The sequence below is a fragment of the Mesorhizobium sp. M0954 genome (assembly GCF_040319155.1).
Lineage (GTDB): Bacteria > Pseudomonadota > Alphaproteobacteria > Rhizobiales > Rhizobiaceae > Mesorhizobium.
This window is the reverse complement of record NZ_JAMYNR010000007.1, coordinates 19,451-44,270: the sequence shown is the minus strand read 5'-3', so window position 1 is coordinate 44,270 and position 24,820 is coordinate 19,451. Positions and strand designations below refer to the sequence as shown.

The window sequence follows — 24,820 nt, the reverse complement described above, 5'->3', positions numbered from 1 at the left end:
GTTCGGTCCTAGATGTCTCTTATCCATTCCGCATATGTATCTTCGCCGAAACGCATGTTGCGCAATTTGCGAAATCCCGGCGGGATATTGTTGGCATCGACTGGCGATGCAATGCCGTCCCCGCCGATCGCATCCGGCCCCTGAAACAGCACGATGCGGTCGACCACTTGTTCGGCGAGGAAGGCCTTGGCGATCTTGGCGCCGCCCTCGATCAGCACGCTGGCCATGCCGAGTGCCGCCAGATCCTCGAGCAGTTCCGGCAGCGCAATATCGCCTTCATACGTCTCAGTGCCGATGAAGCGCACGCCGGCGCGTTCGAGCGTGGCGCGCCGGTGCGGATCGGCCTCGGCGCAGGCAGCGACATAGAGCGGCACACGGTCGACGCCGGCGACCAGTTTCGAAGTCTCGGGTAACCTGATCTGACGGTCGAGTACGATGCGCGCTGGCGAACGGCTCTCCAGTCCCGGAAGCCGAACCGTCAGCGCCGGATCGTCCTCCAGTGCCGTGCCGATGCCGATCAATATGCCATCGGCTTCGGCGCGCATCAGATAGACTTCGCGTCGGGCGATATCGCCGGTGATGGAGACCTGTCCCTCGCCTTTCACGCCGATCTTGTTGTCGCTCGAAAGCGCAAGTTTCAGGATCACTTCCGGGCGTTTTTTCAGAGATCGAATTAAATAGCCGGCCATCTGCTCCGCAGCCTCGGCCGCCAACACTTTTTCCACCACTTCGACGCCGGCGGCACGCAAGATTGCATAGCCCTTGCCGGAAACACGCGGGTCAGGATCGCTGGCAGCGCCGACCACACGCGCCACGCCGGCACTGACCAGCGCATTGGCGCAAGGCGGCGTGCGGCCGTGATGGGCGCAGGGCTCCAGCGTTACATAGGCGGTGGCGCCGCGCGCCAGTTCGCCGGCCTCTGCCAAAGCCTCGGTCTCGGCATGCGGCCGGCCGCCGACGGCGGTGACGCCGCTGCCGACGATCATCGGCCCGTCGCCGTCATCGCGCACGATCAGCGTGCCGACGGAAGGGTTGGTCGAGGTCCGCCCGGCATTCTTGCGCGACAGCCTGAGGGCTGCCGCCATATAGCGGCGATCGAGGACCTCTTGTTCAGCCGTGCTGCGTCCGGACCCTGCCATGCTCAGCTGGCGTCCTCTTCGCTCTTCAGCTCTTCGCCCCTGGGCTCGTCGGCTTTGAGCTCGTCGCCTTTGAGTTCGCCCAACACGTCGTGGAAATCCTTGGCCTCGCGGAAATTGCGGTAGACGGAGGCAAAGCGCACATAGGCGACATCATCGAGCGACTTAAGCGCCTCCATGACCAGCCGGCCGACTTCCCCCGAGGCCACCTCGGTCTCGCCCGAGCTTTCGAGCTGGCGCACGATGCCGGTCACCGCCCGATCGATACGTTCCGGGTCGACATTGCGCTTGCGTACCGCGATCTCGACAGAGCGCAGCAACTTGTCGCGGTCGAACGGCACCTTGCGTCCAGACTTCTTCACCACGACGAGATCGCGCAATTGGACGCGCTCGAAAGTGGTGAAGCGGCCGCCGCAATCCGGGCAGACGCGCCGCCTGCGGATCGCTGCACCGTCTTCGGCAGGGCGCGAATCCTTCACCTGCGTATCTTCGGACTGACAGTAGGGACAGCGCATGGAGAGCCTTCGGTTCGCGATTCTCGTAGTGCGAACGGCTTAGAGGTTTTTGCCACGATGGCAAAGTATGGCCGATGACCGATCGCGTCTCAGAGATAGCGAGGCACGAGGAAAATTGCGAGAGCGGCAATTAGTTGGACGGCAATACGCCAATCAGGGAGCGACGTCGCCGGTCGGGAAGCCGCAGGACGTGCCGAGATAGCGATAGGCCTTGGTGAAGCCGTCCATCGATATCGTCGCGACCGGCTTGTCGGCGAAGCTGACATCGAGGGCGCTGGTACGGCGCATGGCACGCAGTATGGCAACCGTGGTCTCGGGTTTGTTGTCCATCATCCACTGTCCGTCGGCGATAATATGAAAACCAGCCTTGATCTTGTCGTTGACGTCGCGGAACACCGCCGGGATGTTGTCCCCCTTGGGCAAGTCACTGTTTCTCACGGCGATGATGAGGCTCGGATAGCCCTCGGGTGGCAGTACGTCGCCATTCGAGATGGCCAGCGTGAGGGTGCCACTGGTGCCGTTAGCGTCGAAAAAGACCGTCGAGGCGGCGCAGGTCTTGCGCACGTCCTCACCGGTGTTGACCTCGTCCACCGTGGTGGACCACCTGCCGAAGGTTTCTGTCTTGGGTGCTGCCGGCGTCGGCTCGGTCTGCGCCAAGGCCGCGCCGAGTAGCTGAGAGGTGGCTAAGGTGAGCAAGGCAGCGCCAACACTGGTGAAACGGAAAATTCGCATCATCATCAAGCGTCTCCGAGATGCAGCCGTGGCCAGTTGATCGGCGCCGTCACAGTTGGGGGACCGACGCCCTGCGTCAACCAAGATACGGGTAAAGCGGAAAACGATCCGTCAATGCCGCCACCTTGGCCTTCACGGTTGCCTCGACGGCCGCGTTGCCTTCGTCGGAATTGGCGACCTTCAGTCCATCCAGCACTTCGGCGATCAGCTTGCCGATCTCGCGGAACTCGGCCTGACCGAAGCCGCGCGTGGTGCCGGCCGGCGTGCCGAGCCGAACGCCCGATGTCACGAAAGGCTTTTCCGGATCGAAGGGGATGCCGTTCTTGTTGCAGGTGATGTTGGCGCGGCCAAGGGCAGCCTCGGCGCGCTTGCCGGTGGCGTTCTTGGGACGCAGGTCGACCAACATCAGATGGTTGTCGGTGCCGCCGGAGACGATGTCGAGACCGGTTTCCTGCAGACTGGAGGCCAGCGCCTTGGCATTGGCGACGACGCTCTCCGCATAGATCTTGAAGCTCGGCTTCAGCGCCTCGCCCAGAGCCACCGCCTTGGCGGCGATCACATGCATCAGCGGTCCACCCTGCAGGCCGGGGAAGACGGCCGAATTCATCTTCTTGGCAATATCCTCGTCGTTGCAAAGGATCATGCCGCCGCGCGGCCCGCGCAGCGATTTGTGCGTCGTGGTGGTGACCACATGGGCATGCGGCAGCGGCGACGGATGCATGCCGCCGGCGACCAGGCCGGCGATGTGGGCCATGTCGACCATCAGATAGGCACCGATCGAATCGGCGATCTCGCGAAAACGCTTCCAGTCCCAGACACGTGAATAGGCTGTGCCGCCGGCCAGGATCAATTTCGGCCTGGTCTCATGGGCGGTCTTCTCGATCGCATCCATGTCGAGCAGATGATCGTCCCGGCGTACGCCATAGGAGACGACCTTGAACCATTTGCCGCTCATATTGACCGGCGAGCCATGTGTCAGGTGTCCGCCGGAATTGAGGTCGAGGCCCATGAAGGTGTCGCCGGGCTGCAGCAACGCCAGGAACACCGCCTGGTTCATCTGGCTACCGGAATTCGGCTGGACGTTGGCGAAGTTGCAGCCGAACAGCTTTTTCGCGCGTTCGATGGCCAGTTCCTCGGCGACATCGACGAATTGGCAGCCGCCATAGTAGCGCTTGCCCGGATAGCCCTCGGCATATTTGTTGGTCATGATCGACCCCTGTGCCTCGAGCACGGCACGCGAGACGATATTTTCCGAGGCAATCAGCTCGATCTCGTGGCGCTGGCGGCCGAGTTCGTTGCGGATTGCGCCGAAAATCTCGGGGTCGGCATCGGCAAGCGTGGTTTCGAAAAAGGATTCGAATTTGTTCGACACTGCCGCTGCTGTTGCCATGGGCTGAAATCCTCAAGGTTCGGGGTCTGTCGCGCCATTAACACAGTTGCTTTCGGCCCGCCACGTTTGCAGCGCGAAATTTGCTGGCCGGATTGCGCCAGAGAGACTGGCAGCCTCTATTTCCTTGCCTGCCGGCCCTTCAGCAGGGCCTCGGTGAGCGTGATCTCGGTGAACAGCGCCTGCATCGTATGGTCGTTAATCTGGCCGCTGCGAAACATTGCGCGAACCGCTGCGCGTTCGGCCTCAATGCCCGCCAGCCTCAATTCGAGCTCCAGCCGTCCGGCCTCGCGGGCCTCGGCGCGCGCCTCGTCGGCCTCGTCGGAGGCAGCGATGCGGCGACGGTAGCCGGCGACGATGCTATCGGCGGCGGCAAGCCGGGCGCCGGGTATTTCCCCTTCATCGCCGTCGGTCGCGCCGGCCATGCTCTCGATGCGGGCGATGGCGGCGTTGGCCGCGCCCACGCGCGCAAGACGCTCCTCGGCAGCGCCAGGATCCTCGCCCGGCTCGACCAGCCCCCGTGCCACCTTGGGCAAGGCAAGGCTGGCTATGAGCAATGAGCAGATGATGACGCCTGCGGCGAGGAAGATCACCACGTCGCGCGCCGGAAAGGGCGAACCATTCGGCATGGTGAGCGGCAGCGACAGGATGCCGGCCAGCGTGATGGCGCCGCGCACGCCGGCAACAGAGCCGGCGATCCGGACGCGCAGCCCGAACGGCTCGGCCTTCTGCTCGCGTAATCGCGCCGAGACGCGCGTCGCGATGTCGCCGACCCAGATCCACAGGAAGCGCAGCCCGATCAGGCATAGTGTCAGCGCGACCACCGTGGCGATTGGCTGGATGACCGGATAGCGGCTGCCGAGCTCAGGCGGCACGTTGCCGATGATTTCGGGAAGCTGCAACCCGAGCAGGATGAACAGCGCGCCGTTGAAGACGAAGGATAGCGTCGTCCACAGCGATACGGTCTGTATGCGCGCCGAGACGCCGAGAAAGCGGAAAATCCCGGAGCCGCCGGTGAGCACTCCGGCCGTGACCGCCCCCAGAATGCCCGAGGCGCCGACATTCTCGGCGCCGAGATAGGCGATGAACGGCAGCAGGACCATGACCAGCACCTGCGCCTCGGACGGCACGCCGCCGATACGGTTCAGCAATTGCAGCACCTTGGCGGCGACGAACAAGGCAGCCACGCCGGCCAGGATGCCGGCAGCGACGGCATAGAGGAAAGTCACGGATGCCGCGACGAAGGAGAAGCTGCCGGTCAAGGCAGCTGCCACCGCAAAGCGGAACATCACGAGGCCCGACGCATCGTTGAGCAGCGCCTCGCCCTCCAGGATGTGCATCAGCCGGGCCGGGACCAGGCTCTTGTCGACGATCGAGGAGACGGCCACCGCATCGGTGGGCGACAGCACCGCAGCAAGTGCGAAAGCGACGACGAGCGGGATGCTCGGGACAAGCCAGTGCAAAGCGTAGCCGAAGCCGACAATGGTGAAGAAGACCAGCCCGATGGCGAGGTCGAGGATCGGCCCGCGCAGCGCGATCAGTTCGCGCTTGGGCGCACCATAGGCGTCGCTGAACAGCAGCGGTGGGATGAACACTAGCAGGAACAGCTCGGGATCGATCTCGACATGCATGCCGCGCACCGGCCAGGCGAGCGCTGCACCGATGGCGATCTGCAGTACCGGCAGCGGCACCCGCACCAGCCGGACCAGCGCGCCCGAAACGGCGACGAAGATGAGCACGACCAGAATGAACATTGCGACATGCATGATGCGATTTCCGACTACAGCGCCGCGTCCTTTTTCCGGCAATCGGCCCAGCAAAGCTTTCCGCGAAAGACTCGGCAACGAAAAAGGCCGCCTTCCGGCGGCCTTTTGCAAATGAACTCAGCTGCTTAGAGCGCGGATGTGATCTGCAGCTCGTTGGCTCCGTCGAGGCCGTAAATGTCGTCACGGAACTGGACCACGCCCGGCCCTGTCGACCAGGCCGAGACGTAGAGAAAATAAACCGGCACCGGATTGGTGACCTGCACCGGCGTGTTCTCCCCGGTCTTGATCGCCGCCTCGAAATGCTGGCGATCCCAGCCCGGTGTGTCGCGCAGAATCCAGGTGACGAGGTCGCGCACGTTCTGAACCCGCACGCAGCCAGAGGAATCGAAGCGCATCAGCTTGCCGAACAGGCTCTGCTGCGGCGTGTCGTGCATGTAGACGCCGTCCGGGCTGGGAAAATTGATCTTGACTGAGGCCATCGCGTTGCCGGAACCGGGATCCTGGCGGAAGCGGTATTTGGCGGCATCATCGGTCGACCAGTCGACCGTCATTGGGTCGACCTCGCTGCCGTCCGGCGCAAACAGGCGGATATGGCTGTCCTTGAGATAGTTGGGGTCCTTCCGCATCAGCGGAATGATATCCTTGCGCACGATCGAGACCGGCGCGTTCCAGTACGGATTGACGATGATTTCGTTGATCTTGGAATTGACGATCGGCGTCTGGCGATCGATCTTGCCGACGATTGCGGTGTGGCGCAGCACAACGCGGTCGTTCTCGACAGCCTCGATCTGCGCCGCCGGGATGTCGACCAGAACATAGCGGTTGCCAAGCGTGCCGGCCCGCTCACGCAGCCGTTGCAGATTGGTCTGGAGCTGACCAAGCCGAACCGGCGCCGACACGTTCATTGCCGCGAAAGTATATTTGCCCGTGGTTCCGTCGGCCGGCAAGCCGTGACGCAACTGGAAGCGCTTGAGCGCCGAGTCGACGTACGAATCGAACGCTTCCGAGAGCCCGGCGCTCTGCGCCAGATCGCCCGATATCATCAAGCGCCTGCGCAGCGGCACCACATCGGGATCCTCGACGCCAAGCTGCAGCTTCTTGGTGTCTGGAACCTGTTCCCAGCCGCCTTGCGCGACGATATTCTGATACTGCATGATCGCCTGCTCGGTGAAGGACACCGTCTGCAGGCTGAAGATCGGCAGCGTCGAGGCAACCTTGCCGCCTTCGCTGGCACGCGCATCGAATTGGTCGTCCCAATTGCCGCGCGCCGAGGATTTCAGGATATCCCCGATCACATCCTGTGCACTGGCGCGGCCGGCGACCATTGCGGCTGCGAGCGCGGAGGCTCCTGAAAGGAAGAAACGGCGGCTGGTTCTCATGGACGTTCCAGACATTCTTGCTACAATTCAACCCACCGGGCGGTCTCGCCCGCACTCTAGAGTTGGCTTCTTAACAATTAGCCAACCATGGCCCGCATCACTTCGGTGTAAAACCACATGGGAAGTGACTTGAGCACAGGACAAATGCACGGCTTTGGCCCCAGCATCACCCGCATCTTCGGTTCCATTGGAATATGGCGGCAACGTGGCTGTTGCTCGAATTTGGATCGGCCGGCCTGACGAAACGGCAAGACCGGTGCTTTTCGGCACCGGCCTTTGGTCCACTCCGCGGCAGCACTTCCGTAGTCCAGCTTCAAATCTAGATGCGGCGGATGCGATTACATCCGGTAGGCGATGGTATCGTTCCAGAACCGATCCAGGCGCTGCAGGGCGCGGTTCATCTGCTTGAACTCCTCCGTGTTGATGCCGCCAACCTGCTCGATCGAACCGACATGGCGCTCGTAGAGGCCGGCGACGACTTCCGCCACCTCATTGCCCTTCGGCGTCAGCGAAACCCGCACCGAACGGCGGTCGATGCGCGAGCGCTGGTGGTTGATGAAGCCGAGATCGACCAGCTTCTTCAGATTGTAGGAGACGTTCGAGCCGAGATAGTAGCCACGCGAGCGCAGTTCGCCGGCGGTCAGCTCCGAATTGCCGATGTTGAACAGGAGCAGCGCCTGGATGGCGTTGATGTCGGAGCGACCGTTGCGGTCGAATTCGTCCTTGATCACATCAAGCAGACGGCGATGCAGCCGCTCGACCAGCTGCAGCGATTCCATGTACAGCGAACGGATCGCCTCGCGGCGGTCATCGGATACGTTGGCGGTCTTCGCCGCCGGACGCGAATTGATCATTGTCTTTGCCTCTCGTTTGTCGCCCGGTGATTTTTTGTTCTTCACCTTGACCGCGACACTATCGAATACTCATAAAATTCGACTTAAACGCCAAGGCTAACAAGAGCTTACCGGTAAGGGGTTTCGAAAGAGGCTTAACGGACGGTCACCCGAGCAAGGATAATTAACCTAAAGATTTAGCCAACGATCCTGGCCGGAATTGCTATCGCCGGGGTTGCCGCTTCTGGATCCAGATCACCACGCGGAACACTATGTAGAGCAGCGCCACCGCAAGGTGCGAGGCGACGATCAGCGGCCGGTGGCCGAACAACTCGGGGAAGCCAGCATACATGACGCACTCGGTCACCGCGCAGATGAACCAGATCACCGGCCCCCAGGACGCCAGCATCCACAGGCCGGCGGCAGCGAACGGAAAAAACACCGCCAGCACCACCGCCGCCACCTGCCAGTGTACCGGCATCAGGTCGAAGCGCCACAACGGGCCGGGGTAAAAGCCGATCAGCCGGATCCAGTACAAGATGCCGAACAGCAGACAGTAGCCGGCGATGACGCGCTGGAACCAGGCGAAGATGACCTCGATCGTCGAGGGCTGCAGCACCACGCGTCTCGAGGCGACCTCGCTCACAGCTTCAGTTCCCGTTCGCCGAGCGATGCGAAATAGGCGTCGACGTTGGCGGCGCTGACGTCATCGATACCTGCCGGCCGCCATTGCGGCGTCGAGCCTTTATCGATGATGGCGGCGCGGATACCTTCATAGAAGTCGTGCCCGGCAAGCATGCGGTTGAGGATACGGAACTCCATTTTCATGCACTCGTCCATCGACAACGTCTGCCCGGCGCTAATCTGGCGCCATGCAACATGCAGGCTGGTCGGTGAACGTGTGCGGATGGTGGCCAGCGTCTTTGCCGCGAACTCGTCGGCAGCGGCTGCCCGCTCCAGACTGGCGACGATATCGGCCAGCGACGGCTGCGCGAAATGCCGGGCGATGGCTTCCAGCGTCGGCCTGTCGGTCTCGCGCCTGGCCGGGACGAAGCAGCCGCGCAGCACCGATTCCGGGTCGCCGCTTTCCGCCAGACGGTCGAGGAAGCCGGCCTGGTCCTCCGCCTTGATCGTATGGGTGGCGAGGCCCGAGCACAAAGCATCGCCATAGCGGATGCGGTTGCCGGTCAGCGCCAGATACATGCCGAAGCTGCCGCCGAGATCCGGCAACAGATGGCTGGCGCCGACATCCGGGAAAAAGCCGATGCCGACCTCGGGCATGGCAAACTGGGCGTTCTCGGTCAGCACTCGCTGCGAACCATGGAAGGAGATACCTACGCCGCCGCCCATGACGATGCCGTCGATCACCGCGACATAGGGTTTCTTGAAGCGGGCGATGCGGGCGTTCAGCCGGTATTCATCGGCGAAGAAATCGACCGGAGGCCTTCCTGCGCGGCCGGCTTCGTAGATGTGGAGGATGTCGCCGCCCGCCGAAAATGCCCTGCCCTCGGCCTTGACGACGACAACGTCGACGCCGTCGTCGCGCTCCCAACTGCGCAGCGCCTTGTCCAGCGCCTTGACCATGCGGTGGGTTACGGCATTGAGCGCCTGCGGCCGCGTCAGCGTGACGACGCCAGCCCTGCCCAATCTTTCGAAGCGAATCTCGTCGCCTCCGCCAAAATGCATCGCCAGAGAATCCCTCCCCGCGCCCGCCGGGAGTGAAGTGCTAAAGCGTGGCGCATGGCCGCGTCAATGGCGGCGGCCAATCCGCTGCATGGTCGTCGGCGTCACCCAGTGCTAATGCTGGCGCTTTGAACCGGAAGGTTGAACCATGCCTTGGTTGCCGCGCCTTGCTGTTATGGTGGTCGGCCTGATCGCTGCGAACACTCCTCCCGTATCGGCCGAAACCGTCGACGAGCTCTATCAATCGCAGACCATCGTCACCGGCCAGGGCGAGGTCAACAGGCAGATCGGCTTCAAGGCCTGCCTCGATGCGGTGCTGGTTCGTGTGTCCGGCGATCAGCGGCTGCCGAAGAGAACTGAGATGGCGGCGCTGCGCGACAAGGCCGGCAGCTTCGTTGCCGAATTCCGCTATCGCGACCGTCTCGAAGGCATTCCAATCCATGACGAACAAGGCACCCATGACCGGCCGCATGATCTCACTTGTCTGTACAGGCCTGACGTTATCGATCCGGTGCTTGCCGCGCTTGGCAGCAAACCATGGCTTGGCGAGCGGCCACGCCTGGCAATTTTCCTGGCGGCGGAGCAAGGCACAAGGCAGTTCGTGCTGACCGCCGACGATGAGGGGGCGGCGATGCGCGAATCCTTCGTCAATGCCACCGGTCCGCTGGTCATGCGGATTGTGTTTCCCGAAGCGTCACTGCTGTCGGCCTCGAAGCTTGACGACCAGGCCCTGCGCCATGCCGATATCACGACGCTGGACCAGCTTGCCAGGAAGGCCGGAGCCGACCAGGCGCTCGCCGGCAGTATCGTCTGGAGCGACAAGGAACTGGGCTGGATAGCCGACTGGCGGCTTGCCTTGAATGGCAAGAGCTACAATTGGCAAGTGCGCGGCGTCAGCTTCGACGAGGCATTCCGCGTCGCCATGCGGGGTGCTGCGCAGATCCTGTCGGGCAATGGCCAACCAGAATAGCGCCCGACAGGACCCTGGCACAATCGTGTCGCATTGGTCAGCAGCGGAAGCTCGTGGTAAAAGCCGCCCGATCCGGAGTTTTTGCGATGAACAAATTCACCCCTGCAAAGCCTGCCGGCGCGCGCAGCGTCGACGAGATCACCGGCAGCCGGCGTCTGCGGCGCATGCGCAAGGCCGATTGGTCGCGCCGCCTTGTCCAGGAGAACCGGCTCTCGGTCGACGATCTGATTTGGCCGATCTTCGTCGTCGACGGCAGACAAGTGCGCGAACCGATCGCCGCCATGCCCGGCGTGTTCCGCCTGTCGCTCGACCTCGCCGTCAAGGAGGCTGAGCGCGCGGCCAAGCTTGGCATTCCGGCGATCGCCACTTTCCCCAATGTGGAGCTCGGCCTGCGCGATCAGACCGGTTCGCACATCCTCGATCCGGAAAACATCATCAACCGCGCCACCCGCGCCATCAAGCGGGCGGTGCCGGAGATCGGCATCATCACCGACGCGGCGCTTGACCCGTTCACCTCGCATGGCCATGACGGCATCTTGCGCGAGGGCATTATCGTCAATGATGAAACGGTGGAGCAAGTGACGGCGGCGGCCGTCATCCAGGCGGCGGCGGGGGCCGACATCATTGCCCCCTCGGACATGATGGACGGCCGGATCGGTGCCATCCGCGATGCGCTCGACGCCAATGGATTTCAGGATGTGGCGATCATGTCCTATGCGACCAAGTTCGCATCCGCTTTTTACGGCCCCTACCGTGAGGCGGTCGGCACCGCCGGCCTGCTCAAGGGCGACAAGAAGACCTATTATATCGATCACGCCAATTCCGACGAAGCGGTGCGCGAGGCCGAGCAGGATCTGGCCGAGGGCGCCGACATGCTGATGGTCAAGCCCGGCCTGCCCTATCTCGACATCATCCGCCGGCTGAAAGTCGAGTTGCAGATGCCGACCTTTGCCTATCAGGTCTCGGGCGAATATTCGATGATCAAGGCCGCCGCCGCCAATGGCTGGATCGACGGCGAAAAGGCGATGCTGGAATCGCTGCTCGCCTTCAAGCGCGCCGGCTGCGACGGCATCCTGACCTACTTCGCGCCGGAAGTGGCGGCGATGCTCAAGGGGTGATGCGCCTTTGTAGCGTCTACATCGAGTAGTGTTCGTTCGTCCAAAGCGCGACATGGAACGCCGCAGGACATCGCTTCAAGTTTACGCTGCCCCTCGTTGCCCTGCCGGGCATTTCTCCCTGTAAAGTGGCAGGGAGAAAGACGCGTTCGTAAAAGATTTCACCAATCTCCAGCGTTGCAAAAACATCGACGTTGCGGCCAGCCCCTTCTCCCCGTCACTATACAGGGAGAAGCTGCCGGCAGGCGGATGACGGGCGGCGCCGACATTGAGATTGGTTATTCCAACATGATTTGGAAGCGATTGCCCCGCCGGCGATTCAAAATACCGCTTGCAAAATGCAATCAGTTAAGCTACCCCAATAACTGCTTGCATCTCACAATTGGCTATCGAGGAGGCTCTCATGTCCAAACTTCGCGTCAGCGCCTTCACCCTGTCGATCGACGGCTTCGGCGCCGGTCCCGACCAAGACCTGAAGAACCCGCTGGGTGTTGGCGGAGAAGCCCTGCACGAATGGATGTTCGGCACCCGCACCTTCCGCAAGATGGTCCTCGGCAAGGATGGCGGGACCACGGACACCGACGAGGCGTTCGCGGCACGCAGCTTCGAAAATGTCGGCGCATGGATCCTCGGCCGCAACATGTTTGGGCCGATCCGCGGCGAATGGCCGGATGACAGCTGGAAAGGCTGGTGGGGTGACAACCCACCCTACCACGTGCCGGTCTTCGTGCTCACGCACCATGCGCGTGATCCTATTGTCATGGAGGGCGGCACGACCTTCTATTTCGTGACCGACGGCATCCACTCAGCGCTGGAGAAGGCGAAGGCAGTGGCTGACGGTAAGGATGTACGGCTGGGCGGCGGCGTTTCTACGATCCGGCAATATCTCAAGGAAAAGCTCATCGACGAAATGCATCTGGCGATCTCACCGGTCCTGCTAGGTGCCGGCGAGAGCCTTTTTGCCGGCATCGACATGCCCAAGCTCGGCTATCGCTGCAGCGAGCAGGTCGCGACGCCGAAGGCCACGCATGTCATCATCGAGCGCACCTAGCTTGTTGCAGGGTGCCGCCATGGAGCGGCGCCCTCCTCGCCGCTTTAGTCAGTACTTCTCCGGCACATACAGTTCGCGCGGCAGTACCTGGCGCTCGTATTCGGGATTGAAGACGCGCTCCGGCAGTGTGATCTCCTCGTGCGGCACCTCCTCATAGGGCATCTGCTTGAGGAGATGGTCGATGCAGTTCAGCCGTGCCCGTTTCTTGTCGTTGCCCTCGACGATGAACCACGGGGCTTCCGGGATATTGGTGCGGGCGAACGTTTCTTCCTTGGCCTTGGTGTACTGCTCCCAGCGCACGCGCGACTGGAGGTCCATCGGCGACAGTTTCCATTGCTTCATCGGGTCATGGATGCGCATCAAAAAGCGCATCTGCTGCTCCTCGTCGGTGATCGAAAACCAGTATTTGACAAGCGTAATGCCTGAGCGGACCAGCATGCGTTCGAAATCCGGAACGTCGCGGAAGAACTCCTCGACCTGATCCGGCTGGGCAAAGCCCATTACCCGCTCGACGCCGGAGCGGTTGTACCAGGAGCGGTCGAACAGCACGATCTCGCCGCCGGCCGGCAGATGCGGAACGTAGCGCTGGAAATACCATTGCGACTTCTCGCGCTCGGTCGGCGCCGGAAGTGCTGCGACGCGGCAGATGCGCGGATTAAGCCTCTGGGTGATGCGCTTGATAACACCACCCTTGCCCGCCGAGTCGCGGCCCTCGAAAACCACGACGAGCTTCTTCTTGTGATAGGCGACCCAGGACTGCAGCTTGATCAACTCGGATTGCAGCGTGATGAGATCGCGAAAATACTGCAGGCGGTCGATCGATGGCGGATGTGCATTCTTGTAGATCTTGGCGATCTCCATCGACAGCGCCGGCTCCGAGATTTCCAGTTCATAGTCTTCATCCAGCGTGTCGGCGAGTTCCGCTTCCAGCCAGTCCCTGGCCGGGGAATTCTGTTTTATCTCGGTCATTTACGCTGCTCCGCTTACAGGCCTTGCCGGCCGCTGTCAGGCGCTCTGCCGCCCGGCCCGGCGGCCGGAAATCGAAGCGCTGGACCGATGTTAGTATAGGCCGGCAATGACGGTTTTATTGCAGCCACTACTGAGCTGGCTGTGCGTTTCAATCCGCAAGATGTGATCGAGCTTGCCCTGCGGAACGGGCGACAAGCGGAACGAATTATCCTACAAATAGCTGGTTCATTGAGGGCTGTCGTCTGCAACGCCCTTTCCCGATAAATTGTGAGGATACGACATGGAATACCGCACTCTCGGCCGTTCCGGGCTGAAGGTTTCAACGCTGACCATGGGCACCATGACGTTCGGCGGCGGCGGCGCGTTTTCGGCGGTCGGCAAGACCGACCTCGACGAGGCGGGCCGGATGATCGACCTTTGCATCGATGCCGGCGTCAATGTCATCGACACCGCCAACGTCTATTCGAACGGCGTGTCGGAAGAGATCATCGGCGAGGCGCTCGGCGGCAAGCGCAAGGGCGACGTGCTGATCGCCTCCAAGGCGCGCATGCGGATCGGCAAAGGCCCCAATGATGAAGGCCTGTCGCGCTACCATCTGATCCGCGAATGCGAGAGGAGCCTGAAGCGGCTCAGGACGGATGTCATCGACATCTATTTCCTGCACGAGTGGGATGGCCTGACACCGCTTGAGGAAACCATCGCCGCGCTCGACACGCTGGTCGCGCAGGGCAAGGTCCGTTATGTCGGCTGCTCCAATTATTCCGGCTGGCAAGTGATGAAGGGGCTGGGGATCAGCGACCGTCATCACCAGCCGCGCTTCGTCACCCAGCAGATCCATTACACGTTGGAAGCGCGCGAGGCCGAGTATGAATTGTTGCCGATCTCGGTCGACCAGGGGCTCGGCGTGCTGGTCTGGAGCCCGCTTGCCGGCGGGTTGCTGTCCGGCAAATACCACCGTGACCAGCCGACCGCCCGCCAGCTCAGCGGCTGGTCGGAACCGCCGATCCGCGACGAGGACCGGCTGTGGCGGATCGTCGACACGCTGATCGATATCGGCAATAATCACGGCGTGTCGGCGGCGCAGGTGGCGCTTGCCTGGCTGCTCGGCCGGCCCGCTGTCAGTTCGCTGGTGATCGGCGGACGAACCGAAGCCCATTTCAAAGACAATATCGCCGCTGCAAGCCTTGTGCTTGCCGATGAGGAGCGCACACGGCTCGATGTGGTCAGCAGGCCGCCCGTGCTCTATCCCTACTGGCACCAGCAATTCACGGCAAAGGACCGGTTCGGGCCGGCCGATCTCGTTCTCGACCGCGACGGCGCCTGAAAAGCCGGGCTCTCCGGACTGCGCCGAGATATGGAGCCCGATCGTGCCTTGCGGTGTTGTGTTTGCGGTCCAATGCTCCTAGGCAAAGGCCAAGCACAACGAAAGGAAACGATATGGCACGAGCACCGAACTACGGTCAGGAACGCAAGGAACGCGACCGGCAGAAGGCTGCCAAGAAGGCGGAAAAGCAGGCTGCCAAGGTCGCAGCCAAGGAGCGATCGAAGCCCGAGGGCGAGAGCGAGTCCCAAACCAAAACCGAAACGGCAGAGTGATGATATCCGGGCTGCCAGGCGGGCCGGGCCTCGGTCAAATCCCGCTATGCCTCAGGCAGGCGCCTTGTCGCTGACGAAGACGTTCACTTCACGAGCGGCGGCAATGAAGGCCCGTCTTGCGTTCATGGCCGGCTTGTCGCCGGCCAGCGCATCATGACAGGCTTGCAACGCTTCGCGGTGCTTGGGGCTGCGCTTGCCGGGCCAATTGTTGAGGAGGTAGTCGGAAGCCTCGCGGGCCGTACGCAAGAGCTGATTGCTTCCCGCCGCGCCTTTGACGGTCACGGGTGTGTCAAATCGGTTGTTTTCCATCGCCGCTCTTACGCCATCGGCATTTGCGAAGCGAGACCGAAAGTAGCATTCTTCGCTCATCTGCTCTTTTCGTGATCAATGGCAGCCGATCCTCACTCAAGCGACGACGGCAAATCCACGGGCGCGCAGGCCGCGCCGGTCGTTGCGCAGCGAGGTCACCAGCCGGTCGCGGCTGCCGATGATATGGGCCGAAAGCAGGCGGGCGGCGGTATCGGCATCGCCGGCCCGCACCGCCGACAGAATGGCATGGTGTTCGGCCCAGGCGCGGCCGAGCGCTGCCTCGTCGCGAACCTCGAGCCAGCGGGCGCGCGACAGGCGCGTCATCGCATCGCGAACCGCTCTGAACAGGAACTCGTTGCCTGACAGGCGTGCCAGCTCGATATGAAAATCCCTGCCGACGCGATGCCATTCCTCGCGCGGCGTCTTGTCGTCGCAAGAATCGAGCATCGCCTCGATGATTTCGACGGCACTTCTGTCCTGCAAGGTGCAAGTCAGCCTGACTGCCGCGACCTCGACCGCCTCGCGATAGACGGCGATCTGCTCCAGCTCGGCAAGATTGATTGGCGAGACCGTCCAGCCGCGGCCATCGCGGCAGATCAGGCCTTCGGTCTCGAGCCGCAGCAACGCAGCCCTGACCGGCGTGCGCGAGGCGCCGAAGCGGCTTTCGACCCAGCGCTCCGTCAGCCGCTCGCCGGGACCAATCTCGAGCCCGAGGATCATCTCGCGAAGCTGCTTTTCGACGTTCTGCATCTGCGACATTGGCGTTCCGTTCAGGTCATTCGTTCCGGCAATCGGGTCACTGGCCGGCGTTGGCCGATCACGCCGGCCTTTGTCGATCATGTTTGAGAGGCCCGCATTGACAGCGACGGGGCTTGCGTTCATGACAGATACCAAATTGGTATCCCAAATTGGTATCCACAGCAAGTTCCATGCAAGCTGGCCGGACAGGACAGACATGCCGCAAGACGCCAACCGCGCCACGCACAACGTCCACTGGCGCCGCAATCTCGCCGTGTGTTTTGCCGGCTCGTTCAGCACGCTTGTAGCGATGACGCTGCTGTTGCCCTTCCTGCCGCTTTACGTCGAGCAGCTGGGCGCAGAGGGCCATGCGGCGATCGTGCAGTGGTCGGGCGTCGCCTACGGCGCCACCTTCCTTGCCGCCGCGCTGGTCGCGCCCCTGTGGGGGCGGCTAGGCGACCGTTACGGCCGCAAACTGATGCTGGTGCGCGCCAGTTTCGGCATGGCGCTGTGCATGTCGCTGACCGGCATGGTGCAGACTGTCTGGCAATTGGTGCTCTTGCGCCTGCTGATCGGCTTTGCCGGCGGCTATTCTTCGGGTTCGACCATCCTGGTTGCCATGCAGACGCCGAAGGATCGCTCCGGCTGGGCGCTGGGCGTTCTGTCGGCCGGTATCACCGCCGGTGCCCTGGTCGGTCCGCTGCTCGGCGGCGCGCTGCCGCCGCTGATTGGCATACGCGCCACATTCCTGCTCGCCGGCGGCGTCATTTTCCTGGCTTTTCTGGCAACCACCTTGCTGATCAAGGAGGCGCCTCGCCCGGTTGCCGCCAAGGCCGCGTCAGAAGAAAAAGTGAAGGACAGCTGGTCGCAGATTCCCGACAAGCGCCCCGTCGTCGCCATGCTGGCGACCGGCATGCTGTTGAGTTTCGCCACCATGTCGATCGAGCCGATCATCACCGTCTATGTCCAGCAGCTCATCGAAGATCAGTGCCAGGTCACGCTGGTCTCCGGCATCGTCATGTCAGCGGCAGCGCTCGGCGCCATCCTGTCGGCGTCGCGGCTCGGCAATCTCGCCGACCGTATCGGCCACTGGAACGTCATCGTTGCCGCACTCGCCGTCTCGGCGCTGCTGCTGATCCCGCAGGCCTTCGTTACCCAGGGCTGGCAACTCGTCGGCCTGCGTTTCCTGATGGGCCTAGCGCTTGGCGGTCTTTTGCCCTGCATCACCAGCGTCATCCGCCACAATGTGCCCGACGGGGTCGGCGGCAATGTGCTGGGCTTGTCGATCTCGGCACAATATGTCGGGCAGGTCGCCGGACCGTTGCTCGGCGGCTTTGCCGGCGGCCATTTCGGTATGCGCTCGGTGTTTCTCGGCACATCCATTCTGATGGCGGGCGGAGCGGCCTATAACTGGCTGGTCCAGTCGCGCCGCGAGCGCGACATGCTGGCGGAAGCCGGCAAATCCTGACACGGTTCGCAGCACTATCTCAGGCGGTCGCCAGGAATCACGGAGGCGTGGACATGAGCACGGATGAACACGCGGCAGGCGGCCGCATTCTGGTTTTTGCCGGCGGCCTATGCGGCGCGGCTGGCGTGGCGCTTTCGGCGGCGGCGGCGCATCTCGGCGGCGCTTTGGTCGGTACGGCCGCATCCTTCCTGCTCTTGCATGCGCCGGTCTTCCTTGCCGTCGGGCTGCTCGGTGGCAATAGCATCCTGCGAACCGGAAGCCTCATCCTTCTCGTCGGGCTTCTGCTGTTCTCGGGAGATCTTTTGGCCCGCGACTTCCTTGGCTCGCGGCTGTTCCCGATGTCGGCGCCGATCGGCGGCACGTTGCTCATCGGCGGCTGGCTGATGATGGCCGCCTCGGCGCTGGTGCGGCCGCGCCCTTGACGCGGCAGCCAGGTTCGCCGGTTCTGTCAGTCTTGGCGACGTTCGGGCCGGACTTGGCCGTCGCGTTTGGCCGTTTTGACCACACGCCGCCGCTCCGGCCGTTCGGTGGCCGGCGATATGCCCCAATAATTGCGATAGATGTCTTCGAACAGATGCTTGATCGGGTGCATGGCTTAATCTCCTTTTTGAATCGATCCAATCAGCGGGCACAAAAAATAGGCCGCCGATCAGCTCCGCTTGCGTCCTACGAGGAAACGCAGGTCGCGAATCCACGGACCGGTCCTGTCGCGCCCCTTGAGGGCCTCCGCGCTCGAGCGGATGCTCCAGTCGTTCCGGTAAATGTCCTCGAACAGATAATTGACGGGGTGCATGGCACTCTCCTCTTGTATCGATCCAATGTGCGGGCAAAACCGCTCTTGGATCGATTCAAGAATATGCGTCACAGCATAAATGTCAAGCAAAAATTTGAATCGATCCAAGGAAGATGTTAGGTAATCGGCACTACTGTCGGACAGGAGTCCTGGAGACGAACAAATGACATCACCCACCGAGGGCAGCAGGAGGCCCATCCGGCTGGCAGACATCGCCAAAGCCGCGGGCGTATCGCACGGCACTGCCTCCAATGCCTTCAGCCGTCCCGAAATCGTGCGCGAGGAAGTCCGCGAGCGGGTCAAGGCGGCGGCCGAGGCGCTGGGCTACGCCGGCCCGGATCCCAAGGGCCGGCTGCTGCGCGCCGGCAAGGTCAATGCAATCGGCGTCGCCACAACCGAGCCGCTGTCCTATTTCTTCGACGACCCGTTTGCCCGCGTGATGATGGCCGGCATCTCGGAAGCCTGCGACGCCACCGGCGCGGGGATAGCCCTCGTGTCGGCTGGCAACGAGGAAAAACTTGCCTGGAATATCCAGAGCGCCCTCGTGGATGGCTTCATCCTTTTCTGCATCGAGGGCGGTCCGCGTCTCGTTGAGCTGACGCGCGAACGAAAGCTCCCCTTCGTCGCGCTCGAGCTCGGCTCGCAGGACGAGACGGTCTCGGCGATCAGTATCGACAATGTTGCCGGCGGCCGGCTCGCGGCGCGCCATCTGGCGGAACTTGGACATCGCCGCTTCGCCGTGCTGTCGCTGGCCTTCGCCGACGACAGCACCGGTCTTGTCTCGCCCGAGCAGGTCCGGACCGCGGTCTATACCGGAACCCGTGACCGCCTCCTCGGCTATTTCGAAGAGCTTTCCCGGTTTGGTGTCGACACCGCCAAGGTGCCGGTCTACGAGACGGAAAACGATAAGGCGAGCACAAGGGCCGGTGTCGAAACCATCTTCGCCTCGGCGGAACCGCCGACCGCCATCCTGGCGATGTCGGACCGGATCGCGATGGTGGCATTGGAATGGCTCAACGCACGGGGCATCGCGGTTCCCCGCGATGTTTCCGTCGTCGGCTTCGACGGCGTGCCTGAAGCCGCAACTTGCGAGCCTCCGCTCACCACCATCGCCCAGCCGATCGCCGAGATCGGCCGCCGGGCAGCGCGAAGAATCCTCGACTTCGACGGCACCGTGCGGCGAGAAACGCTCGACGTCGAACTTGTCGTCAGGGCATCGTCCGGACCGCCGCCAAGTACAGGCTGACTGGGGCAGATCGGCTCCAAATCTTACCTATTGGCCGCCATGGGACCGATGCCAAAGGATGGACGGACAGGCGGCGCCTCGTTGCGGACCGGCTTGCCCTTGCCGGACCAGCCGATGGCGGACAGCCACTCCAGATAGAAGGCGAGCGCGAACTGCATGGCGATGCCGGCGGCGAGCAGCAGACTGTCATAGGCAATGCCGCCCGGGTTGATCAGCTTCATCACCTGCGCCGCCATGGCAATCACCGTGCCGGCAATGAAAACCGGCAGCGAGCGTTTGCCCAATATGGCGAGCGGATTGTCGCGGCCGGTGCGGAACAGGTTCGAGACGAAGGGCAAGGCGACGACCAGATAGCTCATCGCCAGGATGTGCAGCAGCCGCGGCAACGACAGGAACGTCTTGTCGAAACCGGTCAGCACCACCGGCAGGTCAAGCCATGACACATGCCCCCACAGCGGGCTGTGCACCCAGACGAGCGCCGTCAGCACATAGGCGGCGGCCGCGCCGACCAGCCAGCGATTGACAGGGACGGTGCCGCCGCGCCGCACATGCAACACGCTGGCCATGCCGATATTGAACAGCAATTGCCATGACAGCGGATTGAGGAACCAGAAACCGGGCTCCGGGTAGTTCGGCGGCGCGATCTGGTAGATACCGGCAATCAGCCAAAGGGCTGCGGATACGGCAAGCGCCGCCAGCGGCCTGTAGCTGATGAACAGCAGGAAGGCCGGCGCCATCAACAGCAGGGCCGCATAGACCGGCAGTATGTTGTTGTAACCGAGCTGATGGCCGAGCGTGACGATGCCGACGAGGACTTGCGGCGGGTTCCTGACGAGCGGCTCGATGTTGATCAGGGTCAGAAGGTCCGGCCGTTTCGCAAACACCGCCGCTGCGCAGAAGATAGCCATGACCACCATCGTCGTGACGATGTGGGTGACATAGAGCACGCCGGCGCGGCGCCACATCTTCAGCGTTGCGACCAGCCGGTTTCCTGGTTGGAATTTGGTGCCGTAGGCAAGAGCGACGGACATGCCGGAGATCAGCACGAAGGCCTCGGCCGCATCCGAAAACCCGAAATTCTTATAGGTCAGGGTTTCGAAAACGGTGCCCGGCACGTGGTCGATGAATATGGTCAGGAGGGCGAGAGCCCGGAACACGTCAATACGCGTATCGCGTTCCGGCGAAACTGGCATGGTCATCGATAAAAGGCCTTAAAGCTGGTTGTTTTATGTCCGGCATGCGATCCCTCGGGCGACCACCCGGCGCACACTGCTTCGATCCCCCCGCGGGGATTATATCGGCAAAGAAACGGACTGAAATGCGCCCGGTTCAATCAACTTTCGCGGAGCTTGAAAATATTTTGTTTTGAAGCCGGCAAATTAACGAAAGTAACGCGAAATCAAGAGGATGTGACCATGGCCGAGGAGAGCCTCGAAGACGGTATTCTGCAGGAGAATTCAGGCTTTTTCTACCGGCTCCATCGACCCGCCAACTTACTGGGTGACTGGCTGTTCCTGTTGCATGGATCGGGTGTCGACGAGACGACCTTGCTGCCGCTTGGTCGGCAAATCGCGCCGCATGCGGCGCTGGTTGCGGTCCGTGGCCGCATCCCTCAGGAGGACGGGTTCCGTTGGTTCACGCGAATCACCCCGACGCGATTCGAGCAGGCAAGCATCCGCGCGGAGGCGGAGGCATTCGCGGCCTTCGTCGCCGGCGTCGCGAAGCGCCACAGCCTCGATCTCCGCCACGCGACCTTTCTCGGCTATTCGAACGGCGCCAATTTGGTCTCAAGCGTCATGCTGCTGCATCCGGGCTTCATCGAGCGCGCTGCATTGCTGCGTCCGATGCCGGTGCTCGACGAGGTGCCGCCGGCCGACCTGTCGAAGGCGCGGGCGCTGATCATCGCCGGCGCCGCCGACCTGACCTACGTGCCATTCGCGCCGGTGCTGGCCGCTCTACTGAACTCGCATGGCGCCAAGGTCGAGGCCCACACCGTCGCCTCCGGCCATGAAATTGGCGATCCGGACGCCGACATCGTCAGGCAATGGCTGGCGGATCCTGCGGTCGCCGTTGCAGCGTCGGATCGATGAGCCCCGAAGCTACCCTCGCCCCATGCGGTTCCAGGCGTCCAGCCCGGCGATCTTGTAGGCTTCGGCCAGCGTCGGATAGTTGAAGGTGTTGTTGACGAAGAAGTCGACGGTGCCGCCGAGATTGATGACCGCCTGGCCGATGTGGATGAGTTCGGTCGCGCCCTCGCCGACAATATGGGCGCCGAGCAGACGGCGTGTTTCGATCGAGAACAGAAGCTTCAGGAAACCGGTGTTGACGCCCATTATGTGGCCGCGCGATGTCTCGCGGAACCGCGCCACGCCGACCTCGTAGGCGGCACCACTCTCGCGCACCTGCTCCTCGGATTGCCCGACGGTGGAGATTTCCGGCACGGCGTAGATGCCGTAGGGAAAGGTTTCGGGCGGGGGCGGCAAGGGCACGCCGAAGGCATGGCAGGCGGCCACCCTGCCCTGCTCCATCGAGGTCGATGCCAGGCTCGGAAAGCCGATGACATCGCCGGCGGCATAGATGTTGGGCGCGCTGGTCTGGAAGGTCTGCGGATCGACCTTGATGCGGCCTCGCGAATCAGCCTCGATGCCGACGGCGTCGAGCCCTAAATTGCCGACATTGCCGGTGCGTCCCGCGGCATAAAGCACGATCTCGGAACGTATGGTGCGGCCGTCGGCCAGCGTCACCTCAGCATAGTCGGGTTTCGAGGCGATCTCCTTGACGGCACTGCCCAATCGGATGGTCATGCCGCGGTCGCGCATCTGATGGATGAAGTCGTCGACGATCTCGCGGTCGACGAAATCCAACATCGTGTTGCGCGGCTCGACCAGTGTCACCGGAACGTCGAGTGCCGAAAAGATTGTCGCATATTCGACGCCGATGACGCCGGCGCCGATCACCGTCAGCGTGCGCGGTAGCCGATCGAGCTCCAGCATCTCGTCGCTGTCGAAGATCCGTGTCTTGTCGAACGGCACGTCGCGCGGCCGGTGCGGCCGGGTGCCGACCGCGATCAGCGCATGGGCGAAGCCAACCTCGCTGTAGTCGCCGGTGTCGGTGGTCAGGCTGACCTTGTTGGGGCCCAGGAATTTTACCGCGGCGCGCGCACTCTTGACCGTGTTGCGCATGAACTGGTGCTGCAGCACCTCGACCTCATGGTCGAGCGTCTTGTGCAGGCGCTCGACCAGATCGCCGACCGAAATGTCCTGCTTGACGCGGTAGCCGCGTCCATAAAAGCCGCGCTCGCGCCAGCCGGAGAGGTTGAGCACCGTCTCGCGCAACGTCTTCGACGGTATAGTGCCGGTATGCACCGAAACGCCGCCGAGACGCCGGCCCCTGTCGACCACCAGCACCGACTTGCCGAGCTTGGCCGACTGCACCGCGGCGCGGCGCCCGGATGGGCCGCTGCCGATGACCAGCATGTCGTAGTCCATGTCGCCCCGTCCCCTCGGCTCGGCGCGCTTTGTGCGCCGCAGCAAACTAACGCTATCCGCGCCGTGAATTCAACAAGTCAGACGGCCCCAGGCGCTCTGTCGCCATCTACACGGCGGCGAAAGGCTCGATCTTGATTCCGCCGCGAACCTTCACCATTTCATCAATACGCGGCCCGTGCATTAACCCGGGTTCGATTACGAGGAAATGGCATGAACGCTCGCGTTCTCGACGGCGAAATCATCACCAGCAGGCTCGAAGATGTCCGCTCTTATGAGGGCGTGCGCACGCGGCGCATTCTCGCTTTCGTCATCGACTATTTCATCGTCGCGCTGCTCACCATTCCATTCGCGATCCTGGTGTTCCTGTTCGGGCTGTTGACGCTCGGCCTCGGCTGGATGCTGTTTTCCATTCTCGTGCCGACCGTCGCCATCCTCTACATCTGGAACACGCTCGGCAGTAAAGACCAGGCCACCACCGGCATGAAGATGATGGGCATCCGGCTCGACCGACTCGACGGCAGCCGCATCGACGGGCTGACCGCCGTCGTGCATTCGGTGCTGTTTTGGGCCGGTAATGTCATCCTTTCGCCGCTGGTCCTGCTGGTGAGCCTGTTTTCCGACCGCAAGCGCACGCTGCACGACCTGCTGCTCGGCACCGTTGTCAGCCGCAGTGGCCGCTGAGCAGACTTTTGAAGCGCGGCCGCAGCCTTTGCGCACAAATGTGAAGACGTCCAATCAACCAGGCTTTCACAATCCTGTTGAATTTTTCGGCGTCCGCGCCAAAGGTAGAGCGATTCGCAGGAGTATTTCCAAGGCTCGATGACGCAGCACCCGACCCAGTCGCCGCAGTTCTTTCTGACCGCGCCCTCGCCATGTCCCTATCTCGAGGGCCAGTTCGAGCGCAAGGTGTTCACACACTTGGTCGGCGACAAGGCCCCCGAGATGAACGATCTGTTGACGCAGGGCGGTTTCAGGCGCTCGCAGAACATCGCCTACAGGCCGGCCTGCGAGACCTGCCGCGCCTGTGTGTCCGTGCGCATCCTGGCGCAGGAATTCACCGCCAGCCGCAACATGAAACGGGTCATACAGCATAATTCGGATCTGGTCGGCGCCATGCACGACGCCGAACCCTCCACCGAACAGTATTCGCTGTTCCGCAGCTATCTCGACGTCCGCCACCGCCGTGGCGGCATGTCTGACATGACCGTGCTCGACTACGCCATGATGGTCGAGGATACCCATGTCGACACCAAGGTCATCGAATACCGTCGCCGCGGACCTGACAGCTTCATTACCGGCAAGGGCCAGGGCGAACTGATCGCCGTGGCGCTTACCGACAAGATGGCCGATGGCCTGTCGATGGTCTATTCCTACTTCAACCCGGACTTCGAGGACCGTTCGCTCGGCACCTTCATGATCCTCGATCACATCGCCCGCGCCAGGGCGATGGGTCTGCCCCATGTCTACCTGGGTTACTGGGTCAACGGCTCGCGCAAGATGAATTATAAGATGCGCTTCCAGCCGCAGGAGCATCTCGGCCCGAAAGGCTGGGAACGCTACAATCACGAAGCGGTTTCGCGCTGATCTTCGCTTTCGGTATTCACTCTTAAATTGTTTCGAGGAGGATGCCGCTGGGCTTCCGGCCG

At 62.6% G+C, this 24,820-nt stretch carries 27 protein-coding genes; 11 read left to right on the top strand and 16 right to left on the bottom strand.

What is annotated here, in order from left to right; translation table 11 throughout:
- Positions 1 to 8: 8 nt before the first annotated feature.
- The 9 genes from ribD to NKH93_RS11380 form a co-directional block, all read right to left on the bottom strand.
- On the bottom strand, positions 9 to 1,139 hold the full coding sequence (gene ribD / locus NKH93_RS11420; protein ID WP_352926097.1) for a bifunctional diaminohydroxyphosphoribosylaminopyrimidine deaminase/5-amino-6-(5-phosphoribosylamino)uracil reductase RibD: 1,131 nt from the start codon (positions 1,137 to 1,139) through the stop codon (positions 9 to 11).
- Positions 1,140 to 1,141: 2 nt separating this feature from the next.
- On the bottom strand, positions 1,142 to 1,651 hold the full coding sequence (gene nrdR, locus NKH93_RS11415; protein ID WP_352472013.1) for a transcriptional regulator NrdR: 510 nt from the start codon (positions 1,649 to 1,651) through the stop codon (positions 1,142 to 1,144).
- A 153-nt stretch (positions 1,652 to 1,804) separates the two neighbouring features.
- Entirely contained in the window at positions 1,805 to 2,389 is a 585-nt protein-coding gene (locus NKH93_RS11410; protein WP_352472055.1) for an invasion associated locus B family protein, read from the bottom strand.
- A gap of 70 nt (positions 2,390 to 2,459) precedes the next feature.
- Positions 2,460 to 3,773, bottom strand: a complete 1,314-nt coding sequence (glyA, locus tag NKH93_RS11405) for a serine hydroxymethyltransferase (RefSeq protein WP_352449301.1) — start codon at positions 3,771 to 3,773, stop codon at positions 2,460 to 2,462.
- Between the two features lie 116 nt (positions 3,774 to 3,889).
- The gene (locus NKH93_RS11400; RefSeq protein ID WP_352472014.1) at positions 3,890 to 5,536 is read right to left on the bottom strand and encodes a Na+/H+ antiporter; all 1,647 of its coding nucleotides are present in this window, start codon (positions 5,534 to 5,536) and stop codon (positions 3,890 to 3,892) included.
- 125 nt (positions 5,537 to 5,661) lie between these two features.
- Positions 5,662 to 6,915 carry a L,D-transpeptidase family protein gene (locus tag NKH93_RS11395; protein WP_023674488.1) on the bottom strand — a complete coding sequence of 418 codons (1,254 nt, stop codon included), beginning with the start codon at positions 6,913 to 6,915 and terminating at the stop codon, positions 5,662 to 5,664.
- A gap of 338 nt (positions 6,916 to 7,253) precedes the next feature.
- Positions 7,254 to 7,769, bottom strand: coding sequence for a transcriptional regulator LdtR (gene ldtR / locus NKH93_RS11390; protein WP_023674486.1), 516 nt, complete (start codon positions 7,767 to 7,769; stop codon positions 7,254 to 7,256).
- Between the two features lie 202 nt (positions 7,770 to 7,971).
- A complete protein-coding gene (locus tag NKH93_RS11385) occupies positions 7,972 to 8,394 on the bottom strand; it encodes a DUF6163 family protein (protein WP_023674485.1) in 423 nt (140 codons plus the stop codon).
- Positions 8,391 to 9,434, bottom strand: coding sequence for an enoyl-CoA hydratase/isomerase family protein (locus NKH93_RS11380; protein WP_352970379.1), 1,044 nt, complete (start codon positions 9,432 to 9,434; stop codon positions 8,391 to 8,393). The genes NKH93_RS11385 and NKH93_RS11380 overlap by 4 nt, the downstream gene beginning before the upstream one ends.
- Before the next feature lie 145 nt (positions 9,435 to 9,579).
- Here NKH93_RS11380 and NKH93_RS11375 point away from each other — a divergent pair, with 145 nt between their 5' ends.
- The 3 genes from NKH93_RS11375 to NKH93_RS11365 all read left to right on the top strand — a co-directional run bounded on the left by NKH93_RS11375 (position 9,580) and on the right by NKH93_RS11365 (position 12,567).
- Entirely contained in the window at positions 9,580 to 10,401 is an 822-nt protein-coding gene (locus NKH93_RS11375) for a DUF8605 domain-containing protein (protein ID WP_352970377.1), read from the top strand.
- Between the two features lie 86 nt (positions 10,402 to 10,487).
- The gene (gene hemB / locus NKH93_RS11370) at positions 10,488 to 11,519 is read left to right on the top strand and encodes a porphobilinogen synthase (protein ID WP_352542426.1); all 1,032 of its coding nucleotides are present in this window, start codon (positions 10,488 to 10,490) and stop codon (positions 11,517 to 11,519) included.
- A gap of 400 nt (positions 11,520 to 11,919) precedes the next feature.
- A complete protein-coding gene (locus NKH93_RS11365; RefSeq protein WP_352472020.1) occupies positions 11,920 to 12,567 on the top strand; it encodes a dihydrofolate reductase family protein in 648 nt (215 codons plus the stop codon).
- 48 nt (positions 12,568 to 12,615) lie between these two features.
- Here the strand turns inward: NKH93_RS11365 and ppk2 are convergent, their stop codons facing one another.
- Positions 12,616 to 13,536, bottom strand: coding sequence for a polyphosphate kinase 2 (gene ppk2, locus NKH93_RS11360; protein ID WP_352472021.1), 921 nt, complete (start codon positions 13,534 to 13,536; stop codon positions 12,616 to 12,618).
- A gap of 280 nt (positions 13,537 to 13,816) precedes the next feature.
- Between ppk2 and NKH93_RS11355 the strand changes: the two genes are divergently transcribed.
- Both NKH93_RS11355 and NKH93_RS11350 read left to right on the top strand, forming a co-directional pair.
- Positions 13,817 to 14,860: an aldo/keto reductase gene (locus NKH93_RS11355; protein WP_352970375.1), complete on the top strand. Its 1,044-nt coding sequence runs from the start codon at positions 13,817 to 13,819 to the stop codon at positions 14,858 to 14,860.
- A 113-nt stretch (positions 14,861 to 14,973) separates the two neighbouring features.
- Complete coding sequence (locus NKH93_RS11350) at positions 14,974 to 15,132, top strand: hypothetical protein (protein ID WP_254817539.1); 159 nt, start codon at positions 14,974 to 14,976, stop codon at positions 15,130 to 15,132.
- 51 nt (positions 15,133 to 15,183) lie between these two features.
- On the opposite strand, the gene NKH93_RS11345 is transcribed toward NKH93_RS11350, so the two are convergent.
- Positions 15,184 to 15,441 carry a DUF982 domain-containing protein gene (locus tag NKH93_RS11345; RefSeq protein WP_023674477.1) on the bottom strand — a complete coding sequence of 86 codons (258 nt, stop codon included), beginning with the start codon at positions 15,439 to 15,441 and terminating at the stop codon, positions 15,184 to 15,186.
- Between the two features lie 96 nt (positions 15,442 to 15,537).
- Complete coding sequence (locus NKH93_RS11340) at positions 15,538 to 16,200, bottom strand: GntR family transcriptional regulator (protein ID WP_352472024.1); 663 nt, start codon at positions 16,198 to 16,200, stop codon at positions 15,538 to 15,540.
- A gap of 196 nt (positions 16,201 to 16,396) precedes the next feature.
- Here NKH93_RS11340 and NKH93_RS11335 point away from each other — a divergent pair, with 196 nt between their 5' ends.
- On the top strand, positions 16,397 to 17,647 hold the full coding sequence (locus NKH93_RS11335; protein ID WP_352682064.1) for a multidrug efflux MFS transporter: 1,251 nt from the start codon (positions 16,397 to 16,399) through the stop codon (positions 17,645 to 17,647).
- A gap of 53 nt (positions 17,648 to 17,700) precedes the next feature.
- Positions 17,701 to 18,069, top strand: coding sequence for a DUF423 domain-containing protein (locus NKH93_RS11330; protein ID WP_352542399.1), 369 nt, complete (start codon positions 17,701 to 17,703; stop codon positions 18,067 to 18,069).
- A gap of 26 nt (positions 18,070 to 18,095) precedes the next feature.
- Here the strand turns inward: NKH93_RS11330 and NKH93_RS11325 are convergent, their stop codons facing one another.
- On the bottom strand, positions 18,096 to 18,239 hold the full coding sequence (locus NKH93_RS11325; protein ID WP_352472029.1) for a hypothetical protein: 144 nt from the start codon (positions 18,237 to 18,239) through the stop codon (positions 18,096 to 18,098).
- Between the two features lie 57 nt (positions 18,240 to 18,296).
- Complete coding sequence (locus NKH93_RS11320; RefSeq protein ID WP_352970372.1) at positions 18,297 to 18,440, bottom strand: hypothetical protein; 144 nt, start codon at positions 18,438 to 18,440, stop codon at positions 18,297 to 18,299.
- Positions 18,441 to 18,603: 163 nt separating this feature from the next.
- Here NKH93_RS11320 and NKH93_RS11315 point away from each other — a divergent pair, with 163 nt between their 5' ends.
- Entirely contained in the window at positions 18,604 to 19,686 is a 1,083-nt protein-coding gene (locus tag NKH93_RS11315; protein WP_352501502.1) for a LacI family DNA-binding transcriptional regulator, read from the top strand.
- 23 nt (positions 19,687 to 19,709) lie between these two features.
- Here the strand turns inward: NKH93_RS11315 and NKH93_RS11310 are convergent, their stop codons facing one another.
- On the bottom strand, positions 19,710 to 20,885 hold the full coding sequence (locus NKH93_RS11310; protein ID WP_352926110.1) for an OpgC family protein: 1,176 nt from the start codon (positions 20,883 to 20,885) through the stop codon (positions 19,710 to 19,712).
- A gap of 216 nt (positions 20,886 to 21,101) precedes the next feature.
- Between NKH93_RS11310 and NKH93_RS11305 the strand changes: the two genes are divergently transcribed.
- Positions 21,102 to 21,776 (top strand): alpha/beta hydrolase, encoded by a 675-nt coding sequence (locus NKH93_RS11305; RefSeq protein ID WP_352970370.1) that lies wholly within the window; start codon positions 21,102 to 21,104, stop codon positions 21,774 to 21,776.
- Positions 21,777 to 21,785: 9 nt separating this feature from the next.
- On the opposite strand, the gene sthA is transcribed toward NKH93_RS11305, so the two are convergent.
- Positions 21,786 to 23,174, bottom strand: coding sequence for a Si-specific NAD(P)(+) transhydrogenase (gene sthA, locus NKH93_RS11300; RefSeq protein ID WP_352472033.1), 1,389 nt, complete (start codon positions 23,172 to 23,174; stop codon positions 21,786 to 21,788).
- 210 nt (positions 23,175 to 23,384) lie between these two features.
- On the opposite strand from sthA, the gene NKH93_RS11295 reads away from it, so the two are divergent.
- Together NKH93_RS11295 and NKH93_RS11290 are read left to right on the top strand one after the other, a co-directional pair.
- Complete coding sequence (locus tag NKH93_RS11295) at positions 23,385 to 23,855, top strand: RDD family protein (protein ID WP_352472034.1); 471 nt, start codon at positions 23,385 to 23,387, stop codon at positions 23,853 to 23,855.
- 138 nt (positions 23,856 to 23,993) lie between these two features.
- Entirely contained in the window at positions 23,994 to 24,758 is a 765-nt protein-coding gene (locus NKH93_RS11290) for an arginyltransferase (RefSeq protein ID WP_352472035.1), read from the top strand.
- Positions 24,759 to 24,820 lie beyond the last annotated feature (62 nt).

Coding starts and splice junctions, on each gene's coding strand:
- ribD (WP_352926097.1), bottom strand. CDS start 1,139: ATGGCAGGGTCCGGACGCAGCACGGCTGAACAAGAGGTCCTCGATCGC.
- nrdR (WP_352472013.1), bottom strand. CDS start 1,651: ATGCGCTGTCCCTACTGTCAGTCCGAAGATACGCAGGTGAAGGATTCG.
- NKH93_RS11410 (WP_352472055.1), bottom strand. CDS start 2,389: ATGATGATGCGAATTTTCCGTTTCACCAGTGTTGGCGCTGCCTTGCTC.
- glyA (WP_352449301.1), bottom strand. CDS start 3,773: ATGGCAACAGCAGCGGCAGTGTCGAACAAATTCGAATCCTTTTTCGAA.
- NKH93_RS11400 (WP_352472014.1), bottom strand. CDS start 5,536: ATGCATGTCGCAATGTTCATTCTGGTCGTGCTCATCTTCGTCGCCGTT.
- NKH93_RS11395 (WP_023674488.1), bottom strand. CDS start 6,915: ATGAGAACCAGCCGCCGTTTCTTCCTTTCAGGAGCCTCCGCGCTCGCA.
- ldtR (WP_023674486.1), bottom strand. CDS start 7,769: ATGATCAATTCGCGTCCGGCGGCGAAGACCGCCAACGTATCCGATGAC.
- NKH93_RS11380 (WP_352970379.1), bottom strand. CDS start 9,434: ATGCATTTTGGCGGAGGCGACGAGATTCGCTTCGAAAGATTGGGCAGG.
- NKH93_RS11375 (WP_352970377.1), top strand. CDS start 9,580: ATGCCTTGGTTGCCGCGCCTTGCTGTTATGGTGGTCGGCCTGATCGCT.
- hemB (WP_352542426.1), top strand. CDS start 10,488: ATGAACAAATTCACCCCTGCAAAGCCTGCCGGCGCGCGCAGCGTCGAC.
- NKH93_RS11365 (WP_352472020.1), top strand. CDS start 11,920: ATGTCCAAACTTCGCGTCAGCGCCTTCACCCTGTCGATCGACGGCTTC.
- ppk2 (WP_352472021.1), bottom strand. CDS start 13,536: ATGACCGAGATAAAACAGAATTCCCCGGCCAGGGACTGGCTGGAAGCG.
- NKH93_RS11355 (WP_352970375.1), top strand. CDS start 13,817: ATGGAATACCGCACTCTCGGCCGTTCCGGGCTGAAGGTTTCAACGCTG.
- NKH93_RS11350 (WP_254817539.1), top strand. CDS start 14,974: ATGGCACGAGCACCGAACTACGGTCAGGAACGCAAGGAACGCGACCGG.
- NKH93_RS11345 (WP_023674477.1), bottom strand. CDS start 15,441: ATGGAAAACAACCGATTTGACACACCCGTGACCGTCAAAGGCGCGGCG.
- NKH93_RS11340 (WP_352472024.1), bottom strand. CDS start 16,200: ATGTCGCAGATGCAGAACGTCGAAAAGCAGCTTCGCGAGATGATCCTC.
- NKH93_RS11335 (WP_352682064.1), top strand. CDS start 16,397: ATGCCGCAAGACGCCAACCGCGCCACGCACAACGTCCACTGGCGCCGC.
- NKH93_RS11330 (WP_352542399.1), top strand. CDS start 17,701: ATGAGCACGGATGAACACGCGGCAGGCGGCCGCATTCTGGTTTTTGCC.
- NKH93_RS11325 (WP_352472029.1), bottom strand. CDS start 18,239: ATGCACCCGATCAAGCATCTGTTCGAAGACATCTATCGCAATTATTGG.
- NKH93_RS11320 (WP_352970372.1), bottom strand. CDS start 18,440: ATGCACCCCGTCAATTATCTGTTCGAGGACATTTACCGGAACGACTGG.
- NKH93_RS11315 (WP_352501502.1), top strand. CDS start 18,604: ATGACATCACCCACCGAGGGCAGCAGGAGGCCCATCCGGCTGGCAGAC.
- NKH93_RS11310 (WP_352926110.1), bottom strand. CDS start 20,885: ATGACCATGCCAGTTTCGCCGGAACGCGATACGCGTATTGACGTGTTC.
- NKH93_RS11305 (WP_352970370.1), top strand. CDS start 21,102: ATGGCCGAGGAGAGCCTCGAAGACGGTATTCTGCAGGAGAATTCAGGC.
- sthA (WP_352472033.1), bottom strand. CDS start 23,174: ATGGACTACGACATGCTGGTCATCGGCAGCGGCCCATCCGGGCGCCGC.
- NKH93_RS11295 (WP_352472034.1), top strand. CDS start 23,385: ATGAACGCTCGCGTTCTCGACGGCGAAATCATCACCAGCAGGCTCGAA.
- NKH93_RS11290 (WP_352472035.1), top strand. CDS start 23,994: ATGACGCAGCACCCGACCCAGTCGCCGCAGTTCTTTCTGACCGCGCCC.